General features: G+C 50.4%; 11 protein-coding genes. 2 read left to right on the top strand and 9 right to left on the bottom strand.

From position 1 onward, the window contains the following. The first annotated feature begins 262 nt into the window (after window positions 1–262). Window positions 263–1,462: an ABC transporter substrate-binding protein gene (locus ACP15Y_RS15590; protein ID WP_424984038.1), complete on the top strand. Its 1,200-nt coding sequence runs from the start codon at window positions 263–265 to the stop codon at window positions 1,460–1,462. 112 nt (window positions 1,463–1,574) lie between these two features. Beyond that, the gene (locus ACP15Y_RS15585) at window positions 1,575–2,168 is read left to right on the top strand and encodes a class I SAM-dependent methyltransferase (protein ID WP_424984037.1); all 594 of its coding nucleotides are present in this window, start codon (window positions 1,575–1,577) and stop codon (window positions 2,166–2,168) included. A 54-nt stretch (window positions 2,169–2,222) separates the two neighbouring features. On the opposite strand, the gene ACP15Y_RS15580 is transcribed toward ACP15Y_RS15585, so the two are convergent. The 9 genes from ACP15Y_RS15580 to ACP15Y_RS15540 all read right to left on the bottom strand — a co-directional run. Then, window positions 2,223–3,509 carry a branched-chain amino acid ABC transporter permease gene (locus ACP15Y_RS15580; RefSeq protein WP_424984036.1) on the bottom strand — a complete coding sequence of 429 codons (1,287 nt, stop codon included), beginning with the start codon at window positions 3,507–3,509 and terminating at the stop codon, window positions 2,223–2,225. Next, complete coding sequence (locus ACP15Y_RS15575; protein ID WP_424984035.1) at window positions 3,506–4,507, bottom strand: branched-chain amino acid ABC transporter permease; 1,002 nt, start codon at window positions 4,505–4,507, stop codon at window positions 3,506–3,508. The genes ACP15Y_RS15580 and ACP15Y_RS15575 overlap by 4 nt, the downstream gene beginning before the upstream one ends. Window positions 4,508–4,524: 17 nt before the next feature. Next, on the bottom strand, window positions 4,525–5,229 hold the full coding sequence (locus tag ACP15Y_RS15570; protein ID WP_424984034.1) for an ABC transporter ATP-binding protein: 705 nt from the start codon (window positions 5,227–5,229) through the stop codon (window positions 4,525–4,527). Beyond that, the gene (locus ACP15Y_RS15565; RefSeq protein ID WP_424984182.1) at window positions 5,226–5,996 is read right to left on the bottom strand and encodes an ABC transporter ATP-binding protein; all 771 of its coding nucleotides are present in this window, start codon (window positions 5,994–5,996) and stop codon (window positions 5,226–5,228) included. Before ACP15Y_RS15565 ends, ACP15Y_RS15570 begins: the two co-directional genes overlap by 4 nt. Window positions 5,997–6,093: 97 nt before the next feature. After that, window positions 6,094–6,462, bottom strand: coding sequence for a methylglyoxal synthase (locus ACP15Y_RS15560; protein WP_424984181.1), 369 nt, complete (start codon window positions 6,460–6,462; stop codon window positions 6,094–6,096). Window positions 6,463–6,708: 246 nt separating this feature from the next. Next, complete coding sequence (locus ACP15Y_RS15555; protein WP_424984033.1) at window positions 6,709–9,078, bottom strand: methyl-accepting chemotaxis protein; 2,370 nt, start codon at window positions 9,076–9,078, stop codon at window positions 6,709–6,711. Between the two features lie 122 nt (window positions 9,079–9,200). Next, entirely contained in the window at window positions 9,201–11,309 is a 2,109-nt protein-coding gene (locus ACP15Y_RS15550) for a methyl-accepting chemotaxis protein (protein WP_424984032.1), read from the bottom strand. Between the two features lie 157 nt (window positions 11,310–11,466). After that, on the bottom strand, window positions 11,467–13,818 hold the full coding sequence (locus tag ACP15Y_RS15545; RefSeq protein ID WP_424984031.1) for a methyl-accepting chemotaxis protein: 2,352 nt from the start codon (window positions 13,816–13,818) through the stop codon (window positions 11,467–11,469). A 112-nt stretch (window positions 13,819–13,930) separates the two neighbouring features. Continuing rightward, on the bottom strand, window positions 13,931–14,971 hold a 1,041-nt coding region (locus tag ACP15Y_RS15540), incomplete at its 5' end, for a methyl-accepting chemotaxis protein (RefSeq protein ID WP_424984030.1).

Raw genomic sequence — 14,971 nt, 5'->3', positions numbered from 1 at the left:
GAGCGACACAACACACAATTCTACGCAGAATTGCGTTAAACCCCTTATTTTGTAACCATTTTTGTTACGTTTGAAATTAACACTATTCGCAACCTTTTGCTGATTATTGCGACAAAAGCTGGTGACTCTTATTAAAAAATCGTTATTGTTGAGCCAACGAGGGAGGAACACGACCTCGGCCATAAACGGATAGGGCATTAATAAGCTTGGGAAAAAGTTCGCCTTATCCGCTGAACAAAGATGTACAAATTAGAGGGAAATTATGCGTCATCTTAAACTTGCACTTACAGCAGCCGCTGCACTTTCAGTTGCAACACCGGCTGTGGCTGAAGACGTAAATATCGGTATTCTTCTGGGGTATACCGGTCCACTTGAAACATTGGCGCCACCAATTGGTGACGCAGCCAAATTGGCTTTGCAGCACGTTAACGAGCAAGGCGGTATTTTGGGCGGCGAAGCAACATTCACCATTGGTGACTCAACTTGTGCCGATGCCACTGCAGCTGCCACAGCAGCTGACCGTTTGATCAACGCAGACGGCGTTGACGCCATTGTTGGCGCAATGTGCTCTGGTGCAACAATTTCTGCAGCCAACACTGCAGCGATCCCAGCAGGCGTTGTGATGGTTTCTCCATCAGCTTCATCACCTGCTGTAACCACAGTTGAAGACAATGACTTGCTTTTCCGCGTTGGCCCATCTGACGCTTACCAAGGTGAAGTTGTTGCCCGCATGCTGTTGGCCAAAGGTATCAACGACATTGCAGTTACATATGTGAACAACGACTACGGTAAAGGCTTCGCCGATGCCCTGTCTAACGCATACGAAGCTGGTGGCGGCGATGTGATGATTTCTGAAGCCCACGAAGAAGGCAAATCAGACTACCGTGCTGAATTGGGTTCTTTGGCTGCTAGCGGCTCACAAAATCTGATCATCTTGGCTTATGCTTCTGGCTCAGGCCAAACCATTCTTCGCCAAGCAATCGAAGCGGGTGACTTTGTAACCTACTTCGGTGGTGACGGCATGGTTGCTGACGCTTTGGTAACTGGCATTGATCCAGCCGCTGTTGAAGGCATGTTGGCTTCTCGCCAAGGTCGTTTGGAAACAGAAGGTACTTCAGTTTACGAGAAATTGGCGACAGACGCTGGCCTTGACCCAATCGCATCATTCGGCCCACAAGCCTATGACGCAGCGTTCTTGTTGGCTCTTGCTTTCGAGCAAAAAGGCAACACAGACCGTGAAGGCGTAAACGAAGCTCTTCGCTCAGTAGCAACTGCTCCTGGTGAAGTGATCTTGCCTGGTGAATGGGAAAAAGCCAAAAAGCTGATCGCTGAAGGCAAAGAAATCAACTATGAAGGTGCCGGCGGCAACCACGAGTTTGACGAAGCTGGTGACGTATCAGGTGCCATCGTAGAAATGACCATCAAGGATGGTGTATTCGTTGAAGTTGGCCCATTGATGTAAGCCACACTGAAACAGTGAATTTTAGAACCCGGTGCTTCGGCACCGGGTTTTTTATTGCCTCCGTCAAATCCGCATCATAAACTTTCCATCACACCAAAAGATGGACAATTCCATGAGCTATGATCCGGATACATTTGCCTTCTATGCGCAAAACGCTAAAAGCTATGCCCAGCGTCGGCAAAAGCCTTCCGACAGTCTAATCCAGTTTCTTGAAACACTGCCCGATGGCGCAAGCATTGTAGAATTGGGATGTGGTGCAGGTCTTGAAGCCCGCTACATGAAAGATCAAGGCTTTCGCGTTACCCCAACCGAAGGCAACCCCGCACTTGCGGCAGAGGCCGAACAAAACTTTGGTGCACCTGTCAAAATTATGCGTTTTGACGAGCTTGAGGCAACAGACCAATATGACGCTCTTTGGGCCAATATGTGCTTACTGCACGCTCCATGGGAAAGTCTGCCAGACATCATTGCGCTAATCCATCAGGCCTTAAAACCAAATGGCGTGGTATGGGCCAGCTTTAAAACAGGTGACGGCGCTAAGCGCGACGAACTGGGCCGTTATTACAATCTGCCCACCGCCGAAATGTTGCAACAAACATTTGCAGATGCGGCCCCTTGGCAGAGTTTCCGTCAACAAGATGGCGTTGGCGGCGTGGGGGCAGACAATCAAGCCTATCATTCCATTTGGTGCATCGCCCAAAAATAAAGCGCCGCCTCAAATGAGGCGACGCCTGAAACTTCATCCAACAAAGCAAAGGGCCTATTTTTCGGTGCGCACGCGCTCCGGAATAACCCCTTGTGGGAAGTATCGCAGGGCGAAGGTGATCACCAGACCCAACACAAACACACGCATTTGCAACGCACGTGATTCAATGTTTGGGATGGCACCAATGCCTGCCCCTTCCGAGAAGTCGGAAATAATGTCGAACAAGATCACCGAAGCTGGTTCAGAAATTGTCCAAACAATATAGATGAACACCCCGCCAAATAGCGCGCCATAATTGTTGCCGGCGCCGCCAACAATAATCATCACCCACACAATGAAGGTGTGGTTGATCGGCTGGTAGCCACTTGGGTCCAAAATCTGTGAGAATGACGCCAAAATCGCGCCGCCAATACCCATCAAAATGGAGCCAAGAATAAACACTTCCAGCTCGCGCTTGGTGACGTTTTTACCAATTGCAGAGGCAGAGACATTATTGTCGCGGATAGCGCGCATCATGCGGCCCCACGGCCCTTCATAAGCCTTTTGCAAGAAGTAAAAGATCACCGCGATCATCAGAACAGTCAATGACAAGAACCCTGCCCGCGCCAAAATGGTCGACATGGTTGCATCATCAAGGCCCGCCGCCACAATGTCATTTGGTGAAGGTGTTGGCCAAGGCAACGGCGATACAGTCAGCGTACCCCGTGTGAACCAATCCATATTTTTCACCAGCGCACGGATAATCTCGGAAATACCGATCGTTGCGATCGCAAGATAGTCTGTGCGAAGGCCCAGACAAATGCGACCAACCACATAGGCAATGGCGCCAGCCAGTACACCACCGAACAACCAGCCCAAGACCACAGGCAAGCCCAAACCGCCAACAAAGCCAGCTTCTGCTTCGATCAAGCGTGCAGCCGGGTCAATTTGCGAGCGATAAACGATATAGGCAATCGACCACGCCATCACCATCAGGAAGGTGCGTAACTTGCCCTTAATCCCAAATCGCTGCGAATTGGTGGCCAGATAGACCAGCACCCCGCCAAATAGCGCCGCTAATAATGCTTTGAACAGCATGAATGGGCCATCAGATGCCCAGAACGCTTCATTGATCGGATAGGACACAAAGGTTACGGCAACGCCGCCAACCATCAAAAAGCCCATCACACCGAAGTTAAACAGGCCAGCATAACCCCACTGTACGTTGAGCCCCAAAGCAATCAGCGCATAGGCTGACGCGGTAACCAACATAAACAATGTGGTTGGAATTTGCTGCCACATGGCAACGGCCAACAAGAAAACACCCAGGGCCAAAAACAGCATTGCATCGCGACGCATCATGATGAAACTCCTTTAAAGATACCCGTTGGGCGCACCAGCAACACAACCACCAAGATCACGAAGGCCACGGTGAGTTTGTATTCGGTCGGCACAATGGAAAGGTCGTTTGGAACCCATTCGGGCAAATTGTCCCGGAAGGGACGCAACATGATCGCCCAGTTAAACACAGACATTGTTTCCGCAAAGCCAATCAAAAAGCCCCCGGCAATCGCGCCATAGGCTTGGCCCAAGCCGCCAACAATCGCCGCCGCAAAGATCGGCAACACAATGTTAAACGCCAAGTCAGGCTTCAAGATCACGTCCAACGCCAGCATGGTGCCCGCCATCGCGGCCAAGCTGCCTGCAATAATCCAGGTCGCCCGTACCACTTGGTTTGTGTTGATGCCTGAAACAAGCGCGAGGCTTGGATTGTCAGCCATAGCGCGCATGCCCTTGCCCAACCGCGAACGGGTGAGGAAGAAGTGCAAGGCCACAACGGCAATCACGGTTACAGCGATCAATAAAAGCTGCGGTTCAGACACATTGATTGTGCGCGTTGCGCCCAACCAAGATACATCGAACCGGAACAATTGCTTGGTCTCGTTCTCAAAGAAGCTGCGGGTTTGTACCCCACCAAACAAGCGGATCAGACCTTGGATCATCAAGGTCACCCCGATAGAGGCAATCAGCAAGGTAACCGGCCGCACGCCCTTGGCGCGCAAAGGTTGGTAGAAGGTGCGATCAATACCAAGCGCTAAGCCCGCCGTAATGAGCATTGCAAAAGGCAGTACAATAAAGCCTGTTGGCCAAAATGTTGAAATGCCCATTGCACTGGCGATAGACGCCAAAACAAAGGCAACAAATGCACCCATGGTCATCATGTCGCCATGCGCAAAGTGCGCAAATCGCAAAATGCCAAAAATCAAGGTAATGCCGACCGCACCGAGCGCATAAACGCTGCCCAATACTGCGCCAGACACAATAACCTTGTTAAAGAAAAAGATGAGTTCGTTCATCATAGCGTCTACGTCCCCCGTTAGCCGCCAAGGAAGCTGCGAGCGACCTCAGGGTCGTCCAACAGTTCCCGCCCGGTTCCTGTGAACCGATTTTTACCATTCGCCAAAACAAAACCCTTGGTCGCAAATTCAAGGGCTTGCCGCGCATTCTGCTCCACCATCAAAATGCCAACACCGGCTTTGTTGATGTTCACAACAGTTTCAAAAATTTCCATCATATAGCGCGGACTTAGCCCAGCAGATGGTTCATCCAACAACAGCAACTTTGGCTGGCTCATCAATGCCCGGCCCATGGCCACCATTTGCCGTTGACCGCCCGAAAGCTCGCCAGCATTTTGCTTGCGCTTTTCCTTAAGCGGCGGAAACATGTCGTAAATTGATGCAATTGTATCTGAGAAATCGTCTCGACGAATATATGCACCCATCTCCAAATTCTCATGTACAGACATGGAGGTGAACACATTAAATTCTTGCGGCACAAACCCTAGGCCCAATGGCACCAATTTGTCGGCCTGCATATTGGCAATCTCGTTGCCTTCAAGCTTGATCGACCCGTCAGTAACTTCCAAAAGCCCAAAGATTGCTTTCAATGTGGTGGATTTACCCGCGCCATTCGGCCCAACAATCACACCCACATCTTCTTTATCGATGGACATGTTGACGCCATTCAAAATCGGCGCACCGCCATAACCGCCATGTACATCTTTTACTTCTAACAAACTCACGATACAGCCTCCACAGCACTGCCGAAATAGGCCTCGATAATTTCAGGATTGGCGCGAATTTCCTCCATCGGCCCTTCCGCAATCACCGTGCCCTGCGCCATCACAATTACCGGATCACAAAGCTCAGCAATCAAATCCATATCGTGTTCGATCACGAAGAATGTGTAGCCCAGCTCTTTGTTCATGCGCTGAATGTTGGCAGCCAAATCTTTCAGCAGGGTGCGGTTCACCCCAGCGGCTACCTCGTCCAGCAACACGGCTTTGGCGTCTGTCATCATGGTGCGGCCCAATTCCAGTAGCTTTTTCTGCCCGCCAGATAGGTTGCCCGCCAATTCGTTGCGCACATGCCCAAGCTTCAAAAAGTCGATCACATCTTCCGCCATTTTGCGGATTTCCATGTCGAATTCGGCCACGTGTTTAGGATTGAACCAGCTTTGGAACAGCGATTCACCTGGTTGGTCAGCCCCGGCGACCATCAGATTTTCCAGCGCTGTCATATGAGAGAATTCATGCGCAATCTGGAATGTACGCAGCATACCCTTTTTATATAGCTGATATGGCGCCAAACCCGTCACATCCTCGCCATCAAAAATGATTTGACCCTCGGTTGGCTTCAGATTGCCCGCTACCATGTTAAATAGCGTCGATTTACCCGCCCCGTTTGGACCGATCAAACCCGTAATCGAGCCTTTGGCCACCGAGAGCGAACAATCATTTACGGCCTTCAAGCCCCCAAAACTTTTGGAGACATGACGCACCTCAATCATGTTGTCTTTTTGCACCCCGTATTCCCCTCTTGTCGGAGTTTATTTTGTCTAAATGCTCACCTCTTCACAGTCCGGTCAACTGCGTCGAGTTTAGCAATTAGAACAATGTCAAAACTGCATCTGCCGTCGATTTATTGCAGGCGAATGGCACATCATACAATGTGGCCAAACGGATCAACGCTTTCACGTCAACATCGTGCGGCATAGCAGTGAGGGGATCAATGAAAAAAACCAGACCGTCGAGTTCGCCCTCAACAATCATGGCGCCCAATTGGGCATCACCACCTAAAGGCCCGCTTTTCAAAAGCGTAACCGACAAGGCGGTGGCGTCTATAATTGCCTTGCCGGTGGTGCCGGTGGCAAACAATTTATATTGAGCCAGTTTATCCTTCGATTGACTGCACCAGACCGTAAGGTCTTGTTTTTTCTTATCATGTGCAACCAAGCCAATTTTTTTGCTCAAAATACTACCCTTTGGATCAAGTCGATCCAGCTTCTCCCAAAGCTCCCTCGCTCGGGACAAATACAACAAAGCAACTCATGTGAAAAGCTACAGCATCAAAAAAAGTTGTACTTTTCTTGAATTTCATAATGGATGTGCGCGAATACCCTTACACATTGCAACAATGCGCAAAAATGCCGCCTCTTTTACCCAATTGGATAAATATAGAGGCGGCACTATTTCGATTTATAATTATAAATTGAGTTAAACTTAGAACTCTTGCCAATCTGGATCTTGCTGAACCGCAGCAGCGCCATCACTCAAATACGCATTTGCCGCATTTTGCGGGGCTGCATTTGGTTGCGCAGCCAGCATGGCCCGGTCTGCAACTTGTTCGTCGAAAGACACATCCATGTCCGCTTGATCGATCACAAACTGATCAACAATTTTGTCCAGCTCAGAAGCTTGCGCTTCGGTTTGGTCAATGGCCGCATTGGTTTCTTCAACCAGCGCCGCATTGTGCTGGGTCATCTCGTCCATCTCGCGGATAGATTGCGAAATCTCATTGATGGCTGAAGACTGTTCCTGGCTTTGGCTGGCAATCTCATCCATAAGGCCAGTCATGCCTCGCACAGAGCTCACAATGCCCTCAAGGCTCTCAGATGCCTGCGCCACCAATTTCGAACCGCCATCCACTTCAGTGACCGATTGTTCAATCAGCGTTTTCACTTCATTGGAGGCTTCCGCTGCAGACTGCGCCAAACGCCGAACCTCAACGGCCACAACAGCAAAACCCTTACCTGCTTCGCCTGCCCGTGCTGCCTCAACCGAAGCGTTCAAAGCCAGCAAGTTGGTTTGGAAGGCAATATCGTCAATCATCCCGATAATGTCGGAGATCCTGTTGGAAGAAGCTGTAATCCGCGCCATCGCTTCATTGGCGGAAAGCATAACTTCGCCACCGCGTTCGGCAACTTGTCGTGCTTCTTGAGCCGAACCGCGCGCCTGCTGCGCCCGCTCAGTATTGTCTTTTACCGTGTTGGCCAATTGTTCGGTGGCGGCAGATGTTTCTTCAATCGCAGCCGCTTGTTTGGTGGTGCGTTCAGAAAGATCGTTTGCGCCAGACAAAATTTCGCCAGTTGCACTTTTGAGCCCGCGTGACGTTGAGCGCAATTGACCAATCACTTGGCTCAATTTCTCGCCCACTGCATTGGTATCATTTTTCAATTGCAGGAATGACCCACGGAAATCACCTTCAACCCGACGGCTCAAATCTGTGTTTGCCATTGCAGACAATACAGCACCTGTTTCCTGCAACCCGCGATCAACCGTATCCACAAGGCTATTCACGCCATGGGCAAGTCGGTTCAATTCTTCGTCCGGAAATTCCGCTTCAACCCGTTTGCTGAAATCGCCATCAATGGCAGCATCAACAACCTCGCCAAAGGCGCCTTGCAGTTCGCTCATCATCGTAGCGCGCTCAATAGCCCGCTGCTTGGACGCCTCTTTTTCTTCCTCGGTCATTTCATTGACCCGCAAGCCATTATTGCGGAACACTTCAACCGCGCGCGCCATTTCACCCAACTCATTCCGGCGCTGGGTGAATGGCACCTCAGCGTCATACTCACCTTTGGCAATTTTGCCCATCACACCGGTAATCCGGTTCACTGGTGTGGTGATAGAGCGCCCAATAATGAAGCCCAAAATGGAAATCGCAACAAAAGCGATACCAATTGTGCTGAACATAAAGATCTTGGTTTGCTCCGTCATGGATGCCAAGGTTGTACGTGCTTCTTGGCCCTTGCCCATGGCAAACATGATGATGTTTTCAAGCTCAACAGCTATTGTGTCGTAGAGCCCGTCCATTTCCTCACTGAGCGCGTTGAACCGTTCTTTCGATCCGGCATATTCGTCAAATGCCACATTATATTTTTCAAGCTTGTCAGCGATCTCAAACTGGAAGTTTGGCTCCGCACCCGCTTTTCCCGCCTCGCGCGTAACCCGCTTGATTTGCTTATCAACGCCCATAATGTTGCGTGCGCCGCCGAACAGCAAAAATTCGCGTTCGTAATTGCGCATCTCTGAAAAGGCCAAGTCTGTGCTGTCGCTCTTCAGGCTGCCCACATCCTTCTCAACAATTTTCGCGGTTTCGCGGAAACTATTGATAAAACTTTCTTCCTGATTGATTGAAATCTCGGCAGCGGTTTCAACCATCAATTCGAAAAGGCTGGCATAGCTGGTGAGCGCATCCTGCACCACTGTGAAGCTGCCCGCAATTTCTTCTTGATCCAGCGCGGTGCGCAACTCGGTCAACCGATTTTGCGCCGCAGCAATTTGATCGCGAGTCAATTTGGCATTTTCTTCGCTATCGAGGGAAATGTAGTCTTTTTGAAAGCGCCGCACCTGCAATACATCCAGCCCAAAAATCTGCGCTGTATTTTGGGCTTGCGTGAAATGGCGCTCTTCCAAAATAGTCGACGCTTTTTGTTGTTCGGAAACATAAAACATCAAGCCAATCAACCCAATGGTGATGGCACTCAATGCTGTGCTGAACACAATACGTGTGGAAATTTTGGTTGACCGTACAGAGGGCAATTTGAATTGCCATTTAGACCGCAGTTTTTGCACTAGAGACCGAACCATTTTAATACCCCCCGATACTTAATGCCGACAAGATACCCCCAATTGGTAATAAATTGGTTATCAACCAATTCAAAAAAATAGGCGCCCGGAGGCGCCCATTATTTGACAAATATTTCAAGGTTCTAGAACTCTTGCCAATCCGCATCTTCAGCCAATGCTTGGCCCCCTGCTGCCACGTAGCCGCTTGATGCCACTTTTTGGAGCGCTGGCTTTTCCACTGCCTGCATCGCTTCCATTTGCTGGTCCGCCGCAACTTCATCGAACCGACCGCCTTGCTGGCCTTCTTCAATGACAAACTGCTCCACCACACGATCCAATTCAGAAGCCTGCGCCTCTGTTTGATCAATCGCTGCATTGGTTTCTTCCACCAATGCCGCATTGTGCTGGGTCATCTCGTCCATCTCGCGAATGGATTGCGAAATCTCGTTGATGGCTGTGGCCTGCTCCTGACTTTCGTCTGCAATTGCGTTCATCAGCTTGGTCACACCACGCACTGATGTCACAATGCCTTCAAGGTTCTCAGAAGCTTGCGCCACCAATTTGGACCCGCCGTCAACTTCAGTCACAGACTGCTCGATCAAAGCCTTCACTTCATTGGAGGCTTCCGCCGCAGACTGGGCCAAGCGCCGCACTTCAACAGCCACAACTGCAAAGCCCTTGCCCGCCTCGCCGGCACGCGCCGCTTCAACCGATGCGTTCAGTGCCAACAGATTTGTCTGGAACGCGATATCGTCAATCATGCCGATAATATTTGAAATCTTATTGGACGATGAGGTGATCCGCTCCATTGCCTGGTTGGCTTCGCTCATCACTTCGCCGCCACGTTCTGCGACCTGCCGTGCTTCCTCAGCTGTATTTTGCGCCGTTTTCGCCCGCTTGGTGTTTTCATTCACCGTGTCGGCCAACTGTTCGGTAGCTGCCGAGGTTTCCTCGATCGCTGCCGCCTGTTTGGTCGTCCGTTCAGAAAGATCATTGGCGCCCGACAAAATATCGCCTGTGGCATGTTTCAGCGCACGCGAGGTCTCTCGCAATTGACGCACAACATCACCCAGTTTCTCACCAACTGCATTGGCGTCATTTTTCAGCTGTAAGAATGCGCCCTTATATTCGCCTTCCATACGCCGCGTAAGGTCTGCCCCCGCCAATGCCGCTAACACATCACCCGTTTCGGTGACGCCCCGATCAACGGTTTCAACCAAGCTATTTACCCCATGGGCCAAGCTGTTGAGCTCTTCGTCGGGGAACTCAGCATTCACACGTTGAGAAAAATCGCCCTCGGCCGCAGCGTCCACAACCACGCCAAAGGCACTCTGCAATTCGCTCATCATGGCAGAACGTTCAATCGCCCGCCGTTTCGACGCTTCTTTTTCTTCCTCGGTCATTTCATTGACCCGTTCCCCATTGGAACGGAACACCTCAACGGCACGGGCCATATCGCCCAACTCGTTTGTGTTCTTCAAATAGGGCACTTCATATTCTAGATTGCCATTGGCAATTTCTGTCATTGCTGCAGAAATGCGCGGTACCGGTCGCATCAAGAAGCGCGCCGCAATCGCGGCGACGATGGATGCCACCGCCAAAGTCGCAAGCGCCACCAGCATGATTGTTTGCAACAATGATGTTACCGCCTGATTGGCCACTTTGGTTGGCGTCGCCACAAACAAAATCCCTGCAACGCCTTCTTTGTTCTGGTTGAGGAATGGCTGATAGGCGCTGAAATAGCGCTCCCCAAATAAATCAATCTGCCCCTCAAACCGTTCGCCTGCTTTGAGTTGCTCAAAAAGCGGATGCCCCTCAGCAATCACGCGCTCATGGTCACGTGTTCCGTCTTCCAACGCCAAAGTGGTGGTGAATTGTTCAAAATTGCTCGCCTCTTCATTCCAACGGAAAATCGAAACTTCACCTTCGGTCAACCGCGACACGGCATCTACAAGATCATCGGTGCGCAAGCGCGGCATACGACGCGTTTCAACAGCTTCGAGCGTGCCATCCTCTGCCCAGATAACGTTCGTCCCCGGCAATTGCACTTCAAAAATCGACAAGGCAACAGACATATCAACCATCTGATTGCGCTGCGCTTCGCGATAGGTATCAGACGACATTTGCATGTAAATCGCAGCTGCAACTGCCATAATAGATACCGCAATACTCACGACAACGAGCAACGCGATTGATGTGGTCAGTTTAAAACCACCAAAGCTTAATTTTTTGAATTGAAAGCGCTTTTTCATTATAACCCTACAGTGCGTGAGCACCTTCCCCATGTGTTCATGCGGGGAATATTATCGATGGGAAGTAAAATCATGATTAACATTAATATAAAGTAGTTCTTAAACAAAAAACGGCACCCGAAGGTGCCGCCCAATTTAATACCTATTATAGATATTTCTAGAATTCACTCCATTCATCTTCCGACTTTACAGCATTATTGCCACGGGAAATGAATTGCCGTGCCGCTGTTTTGGCACGCTCTTGATATTCCTTAACATTGCCAAATGCATGTTTTGGCTGCTCAGCTGGCAACTCGCCATTCACACCAATTGGCTGACGTGGCCGACCGCCATCTTCGGTAACAAACACATCGACAATATGATCAAGCTCATTGGCCTGGTTTTCGGTCTGCTCAATCGCTGCATTGGTTTCTTCCACCAAAGCCGCATTGTGCTGTGTGGTTTCATCCATATCGCGCACCGCAGTGTTGATCTGCTCAATAGCAGACGCTTGCGATTTGCTCTTATCCGCAATCGAAACCATGATTGTGTTGTTAGACCGTGCTGCCTCCAGCATCGCTTCCAAACTCTTGGCCGCTTCTGCCACCAATTTAGAGCCGCCATCAACCTCGGTTACCGATTGTTCAATTAGGCTTTTCACTTCATTGGAGGCTTCCGCAGCCGATTGCGCCAGGCGCCGCACTTCAACCGCAACCACCGCAAAGCCCTTACCGGCTTCACCCGCCCGCGCCGCTTCAACAGAGGCGTTAAGGGCGAGCAAGTTGGTTTGGAAAGCAATATCGTCGATCATACCAATAATATTGGAAATCTTATTAGATGAGCTTGTAATCCGCTCCATGGCCTCATTGGCCTGACGCATCACATCGCCACCTTCTTCAGCGGTCGAGCGCACGCGATCCGCCACACTCGACGCTTCTTCAGCTTCTCTCGCATTTTCCAACACTGTGTTGGCCAATTGCTCCATGGCTGCAGAGGTCTCTTCAATCGTTGCAGCCTGACGGGTCGTACGATCAGAGAGATCGTTGGCGCCGGAAAGGATTTCGCCTGTTGCAGTTTTCAAAGCGCGCGATGTGGTGCGCAATTGCTTGACCACTTCGGTCAACCGATCCCCAACCCGGTTGGTATCGTTCTTCAACTGCAAGAACGCACCTTCATAGTCGCCTTCCATGCGCACAGTCAGATTGGTGTTCGCCAAGGCGGCCATAACTTCGCCTGTTTCTTTCAGACCCCGGTCAACCGTATCCACCAATGCGTTCACATTGTCGCCGAGCTTGGCCAGCTCTGGATCTGGAATTTCCACATTCACCCGTTGCGAGAAATCGCCCGCTGAAGCGGCGCCCACCACGCTGCGGAAAGATGACTGCAAATCTTCCATCATTTTAGAGCGTTTCAACACTTCTTGCTGGCGAATGGCCTCCTCTTCGCCCAGCTTCGCCACACGAACCGCATTTTGGTGGAACACCTCAAGTGCACGCGTCAACACGCCGATTTCGCTCTTCGAGCTGTCAGGGTGAATGTCAATATCCAAATTGCCTTCGCCCAACTCACCCGCATTTTCCGCCAACCGTTTCAACGGGTTGGAAATTGAACGACCAATGATCAGACCTGCGCCCAAAATCAATAATGTCGCAACACCAATAATGGAGAAGGAAACAATCAACACCAGCTGATTGACCGAATTCAATTGCGCCACAGCTTCTGCCGCGCCTTCTTCCGCTTCTGCCGCCAATGAGTCAACTGTGGGCAACAAGCTTTCAAAATCCGCATCCAAAGTCGCCGTCAAATTGTTCAGCTCAACCTTGCTTTGCGCAAACTCGTCGAAGCGCGACTTATAGCCCTCAATCAGACCCGAAATCTGTTGTTGGTCCCCGGCGGACAAATTGCTGTCGCTCAGCATACCGCCGAACTCTGTGACGCGATCTTGCAATCGGCCAATATATTTTTCGTCACCACGAATAATGAAATCTTTCTCATGCCGACGCATCATCAAGATTTTGACCGTGAGACTATCTAAATTGGCCGCATTGACCTTTTCTTCTGCGCTTTGCACTGCAGAACGCAAACTACCACGCAGCCCTTCATCTTCAGAGTAGCCAATCTTTTCAACAAGGGCTTGAATCTCGGTAAAATGTTTGGATTGGAGTTCGATACCTGCATTCACGCTATCAACAAGTGCAACCATTTCTGGTGTGGTAACAAGTGTAGACAGTTTTTCGAACTCATCATGAATAACCCGCTCTTCGGCTGCAATCTGAACCAATTTATCGTCGGATGGCTCACTCATAAAGTCGCGTTCAATCGTGCGAATTTTCAAAACCGACGTTTGAATATGCTCAACAGCCTTATCAATCTGCTCAAAGCGCGCTTCATCTTTTTTCACATCGCTGGTGACGATGTAGCCGTAAAAATATCCTGCCCCAAGGAGCGCAAATAGCATTGTCCCAGTGATCGTCAACAAACGGATACGGGACCCAATGGTCATGCGTTCTAACGCTTTAATAAAATTCATTTTGTACTCGCGCTCCAAAACTTAAGGGGTACACTGGAGTTTTCAGGCTCCAGAACACCCCTCAATCTAAATCGAAAAGCATTTAAGAATGTGTTTCAGGGTGAAACATTTCTTAGAACTCTTCCCATTCCTGATCGACAGCGACAGCATTGTTGCCGCGGGTGACCATGGACTTTGCCGCAGACATGGCCTTGGCCTGCATTTGCTTTACGCCACCAAGTGGTTTGGCAGCAGGGGCACTGGCTGCGGGCCGGCTTGCGGCAGCAGCGAGCTGCCGTGATTGACCACCCTCTTCTGTCACAAACACTTCAACAATATTGTCGAGCTCATTAGCCTGGTTTTCAGTCTGCTCAATCGCCGCGTTGGTTTCTTCCACCAAAGCCGCATTGTGCTGGGTGGTTTCATCCATGTCGCGCACCGCAGTGTTGATCTGCTCAATCGCAGACGCTTGCGATTTGCTCTTATCCGCAATCGAAACCATGATTGTGTTGTTAGACCGTGCTGCCTCCAGCATTGCTTCCAAGCTCTTGGCTGCTTGCGCCACCAATTGTGAACCACCATCAACTTCGGTTACAGACTGCTCAATCAAAGCCTTCACTTCGTTTGACGCTTCTGCCGCTGATTGCGCCAGACGCCGCACTTCAACAGCAACCACCGCAAAGCCTTTACCGGCTTCACCTGCCCGCGCCGCTTCAACAGAGGCGTTCAAGGCCAACAAGTTGGTTTGGAAAGCAATATCGTCAATCATGCCGATAATGTTCGAGATCTTATTCGAAGAGGTTGTAATCCGTTCCATCGCCTCATTGGCCTGACGCATCACATCGCCACCTTCTTCCGCAGTTGAGCGGACCCGCTCGGCAATGTTTGAGGCTTCTTCAGCTTCTTTTGCATTTTCCAACACTGTGTTGGCCAATTGCTCCATGGCTGCAGAGGTTTCTTCAATTGTCGCGGCCTGACGGGTCGTACGATCAGAAAGATCGTTGGCACCAGAAAGGATCTCGCCTGTTGCTGTTTTAAGGGCACGAGATGTCGTGCGCAGCTGGCCAACCACTTCGGTCAACCGATCACCAACCCGGTTGGTATCGTTCTTCAACTGCAAGAACGCACCTTCATAGTCGCCTTCCATCCGCACAGTCAGATTGGTGTTCGCCAA

Source organism: Maritalea sp. S77 (assembly GCF_049801075.1).
Taxonomy (GTDB): Bacteria; Pseudomonadota; Alphaproteobacteria; order Rhizobiales; family Devosiaceae; genus Maritalea.
This window is presented reverse-complemented; position numbering and strand designations above follow the sequence as displayed.

Bases quoted from the DNA above. Each gene is read 5' to 3' on its own strand.
- ACP15Y_RS15590 (WP_424984038.1), top strand. From the start codon at position 263: ATGCGTCATCTTAAACTTGCACTTACAGCAGCCGCTGCACTTTCAGTT.
- ACP15Y_RS15585 (WP_424984037.1), top strand. From the start codon at position 1,575: ATGAGCTATGATCCGGATACATTTGCCTTCTATGCGCAAAACGCTAAA.
- ACP15Y_RS15580 (WP_424984036.1), bottom strand. From the start codon at position 3,509: ATGATGCGTCGCGATGCAATGCTGTTTTTGGCCCTGGGTGTTTTCTTG.
- ACP15Y_RS15575 (WP_424984035.1), bottom strand. From the start codon at position 4,507: ATGATGAACGAACTCATCTTTTTCTTTAACAAGGTTATTGTGTCTGGC.
- ACP15Y_RS15565 (WP_424984182.1), bottom strand. From the start codon at position 5,996: ATGATTGAGGTGCGTCATGTCTCCAAAAGTTTTGGGGGCTTGAAGGCC.
- ACP15Y_RS15555 (WP_424984033.1), bottom strand. From the start codon at position 9,078: ATGGTTCGGTCTCTAGTGCAAAAACTGCGGTCTAAATGGCAATTCAAA.
- ACP15Y_RS15550 (WP_424984032.1), bottom strand. From the start codon at position 11,309: ATGAAAAAGCGCTTTCAATTCAAAAAATTAAGCTTTGGTGGTTTTAAA.
- ACP15Y_RS15545 (WP_424984031.1), bottom strand. From the start codon at position 13,818: ATGAATTTTATTAAAGCGTTAGAACGCATGACCATTGGGTCCCGTATC.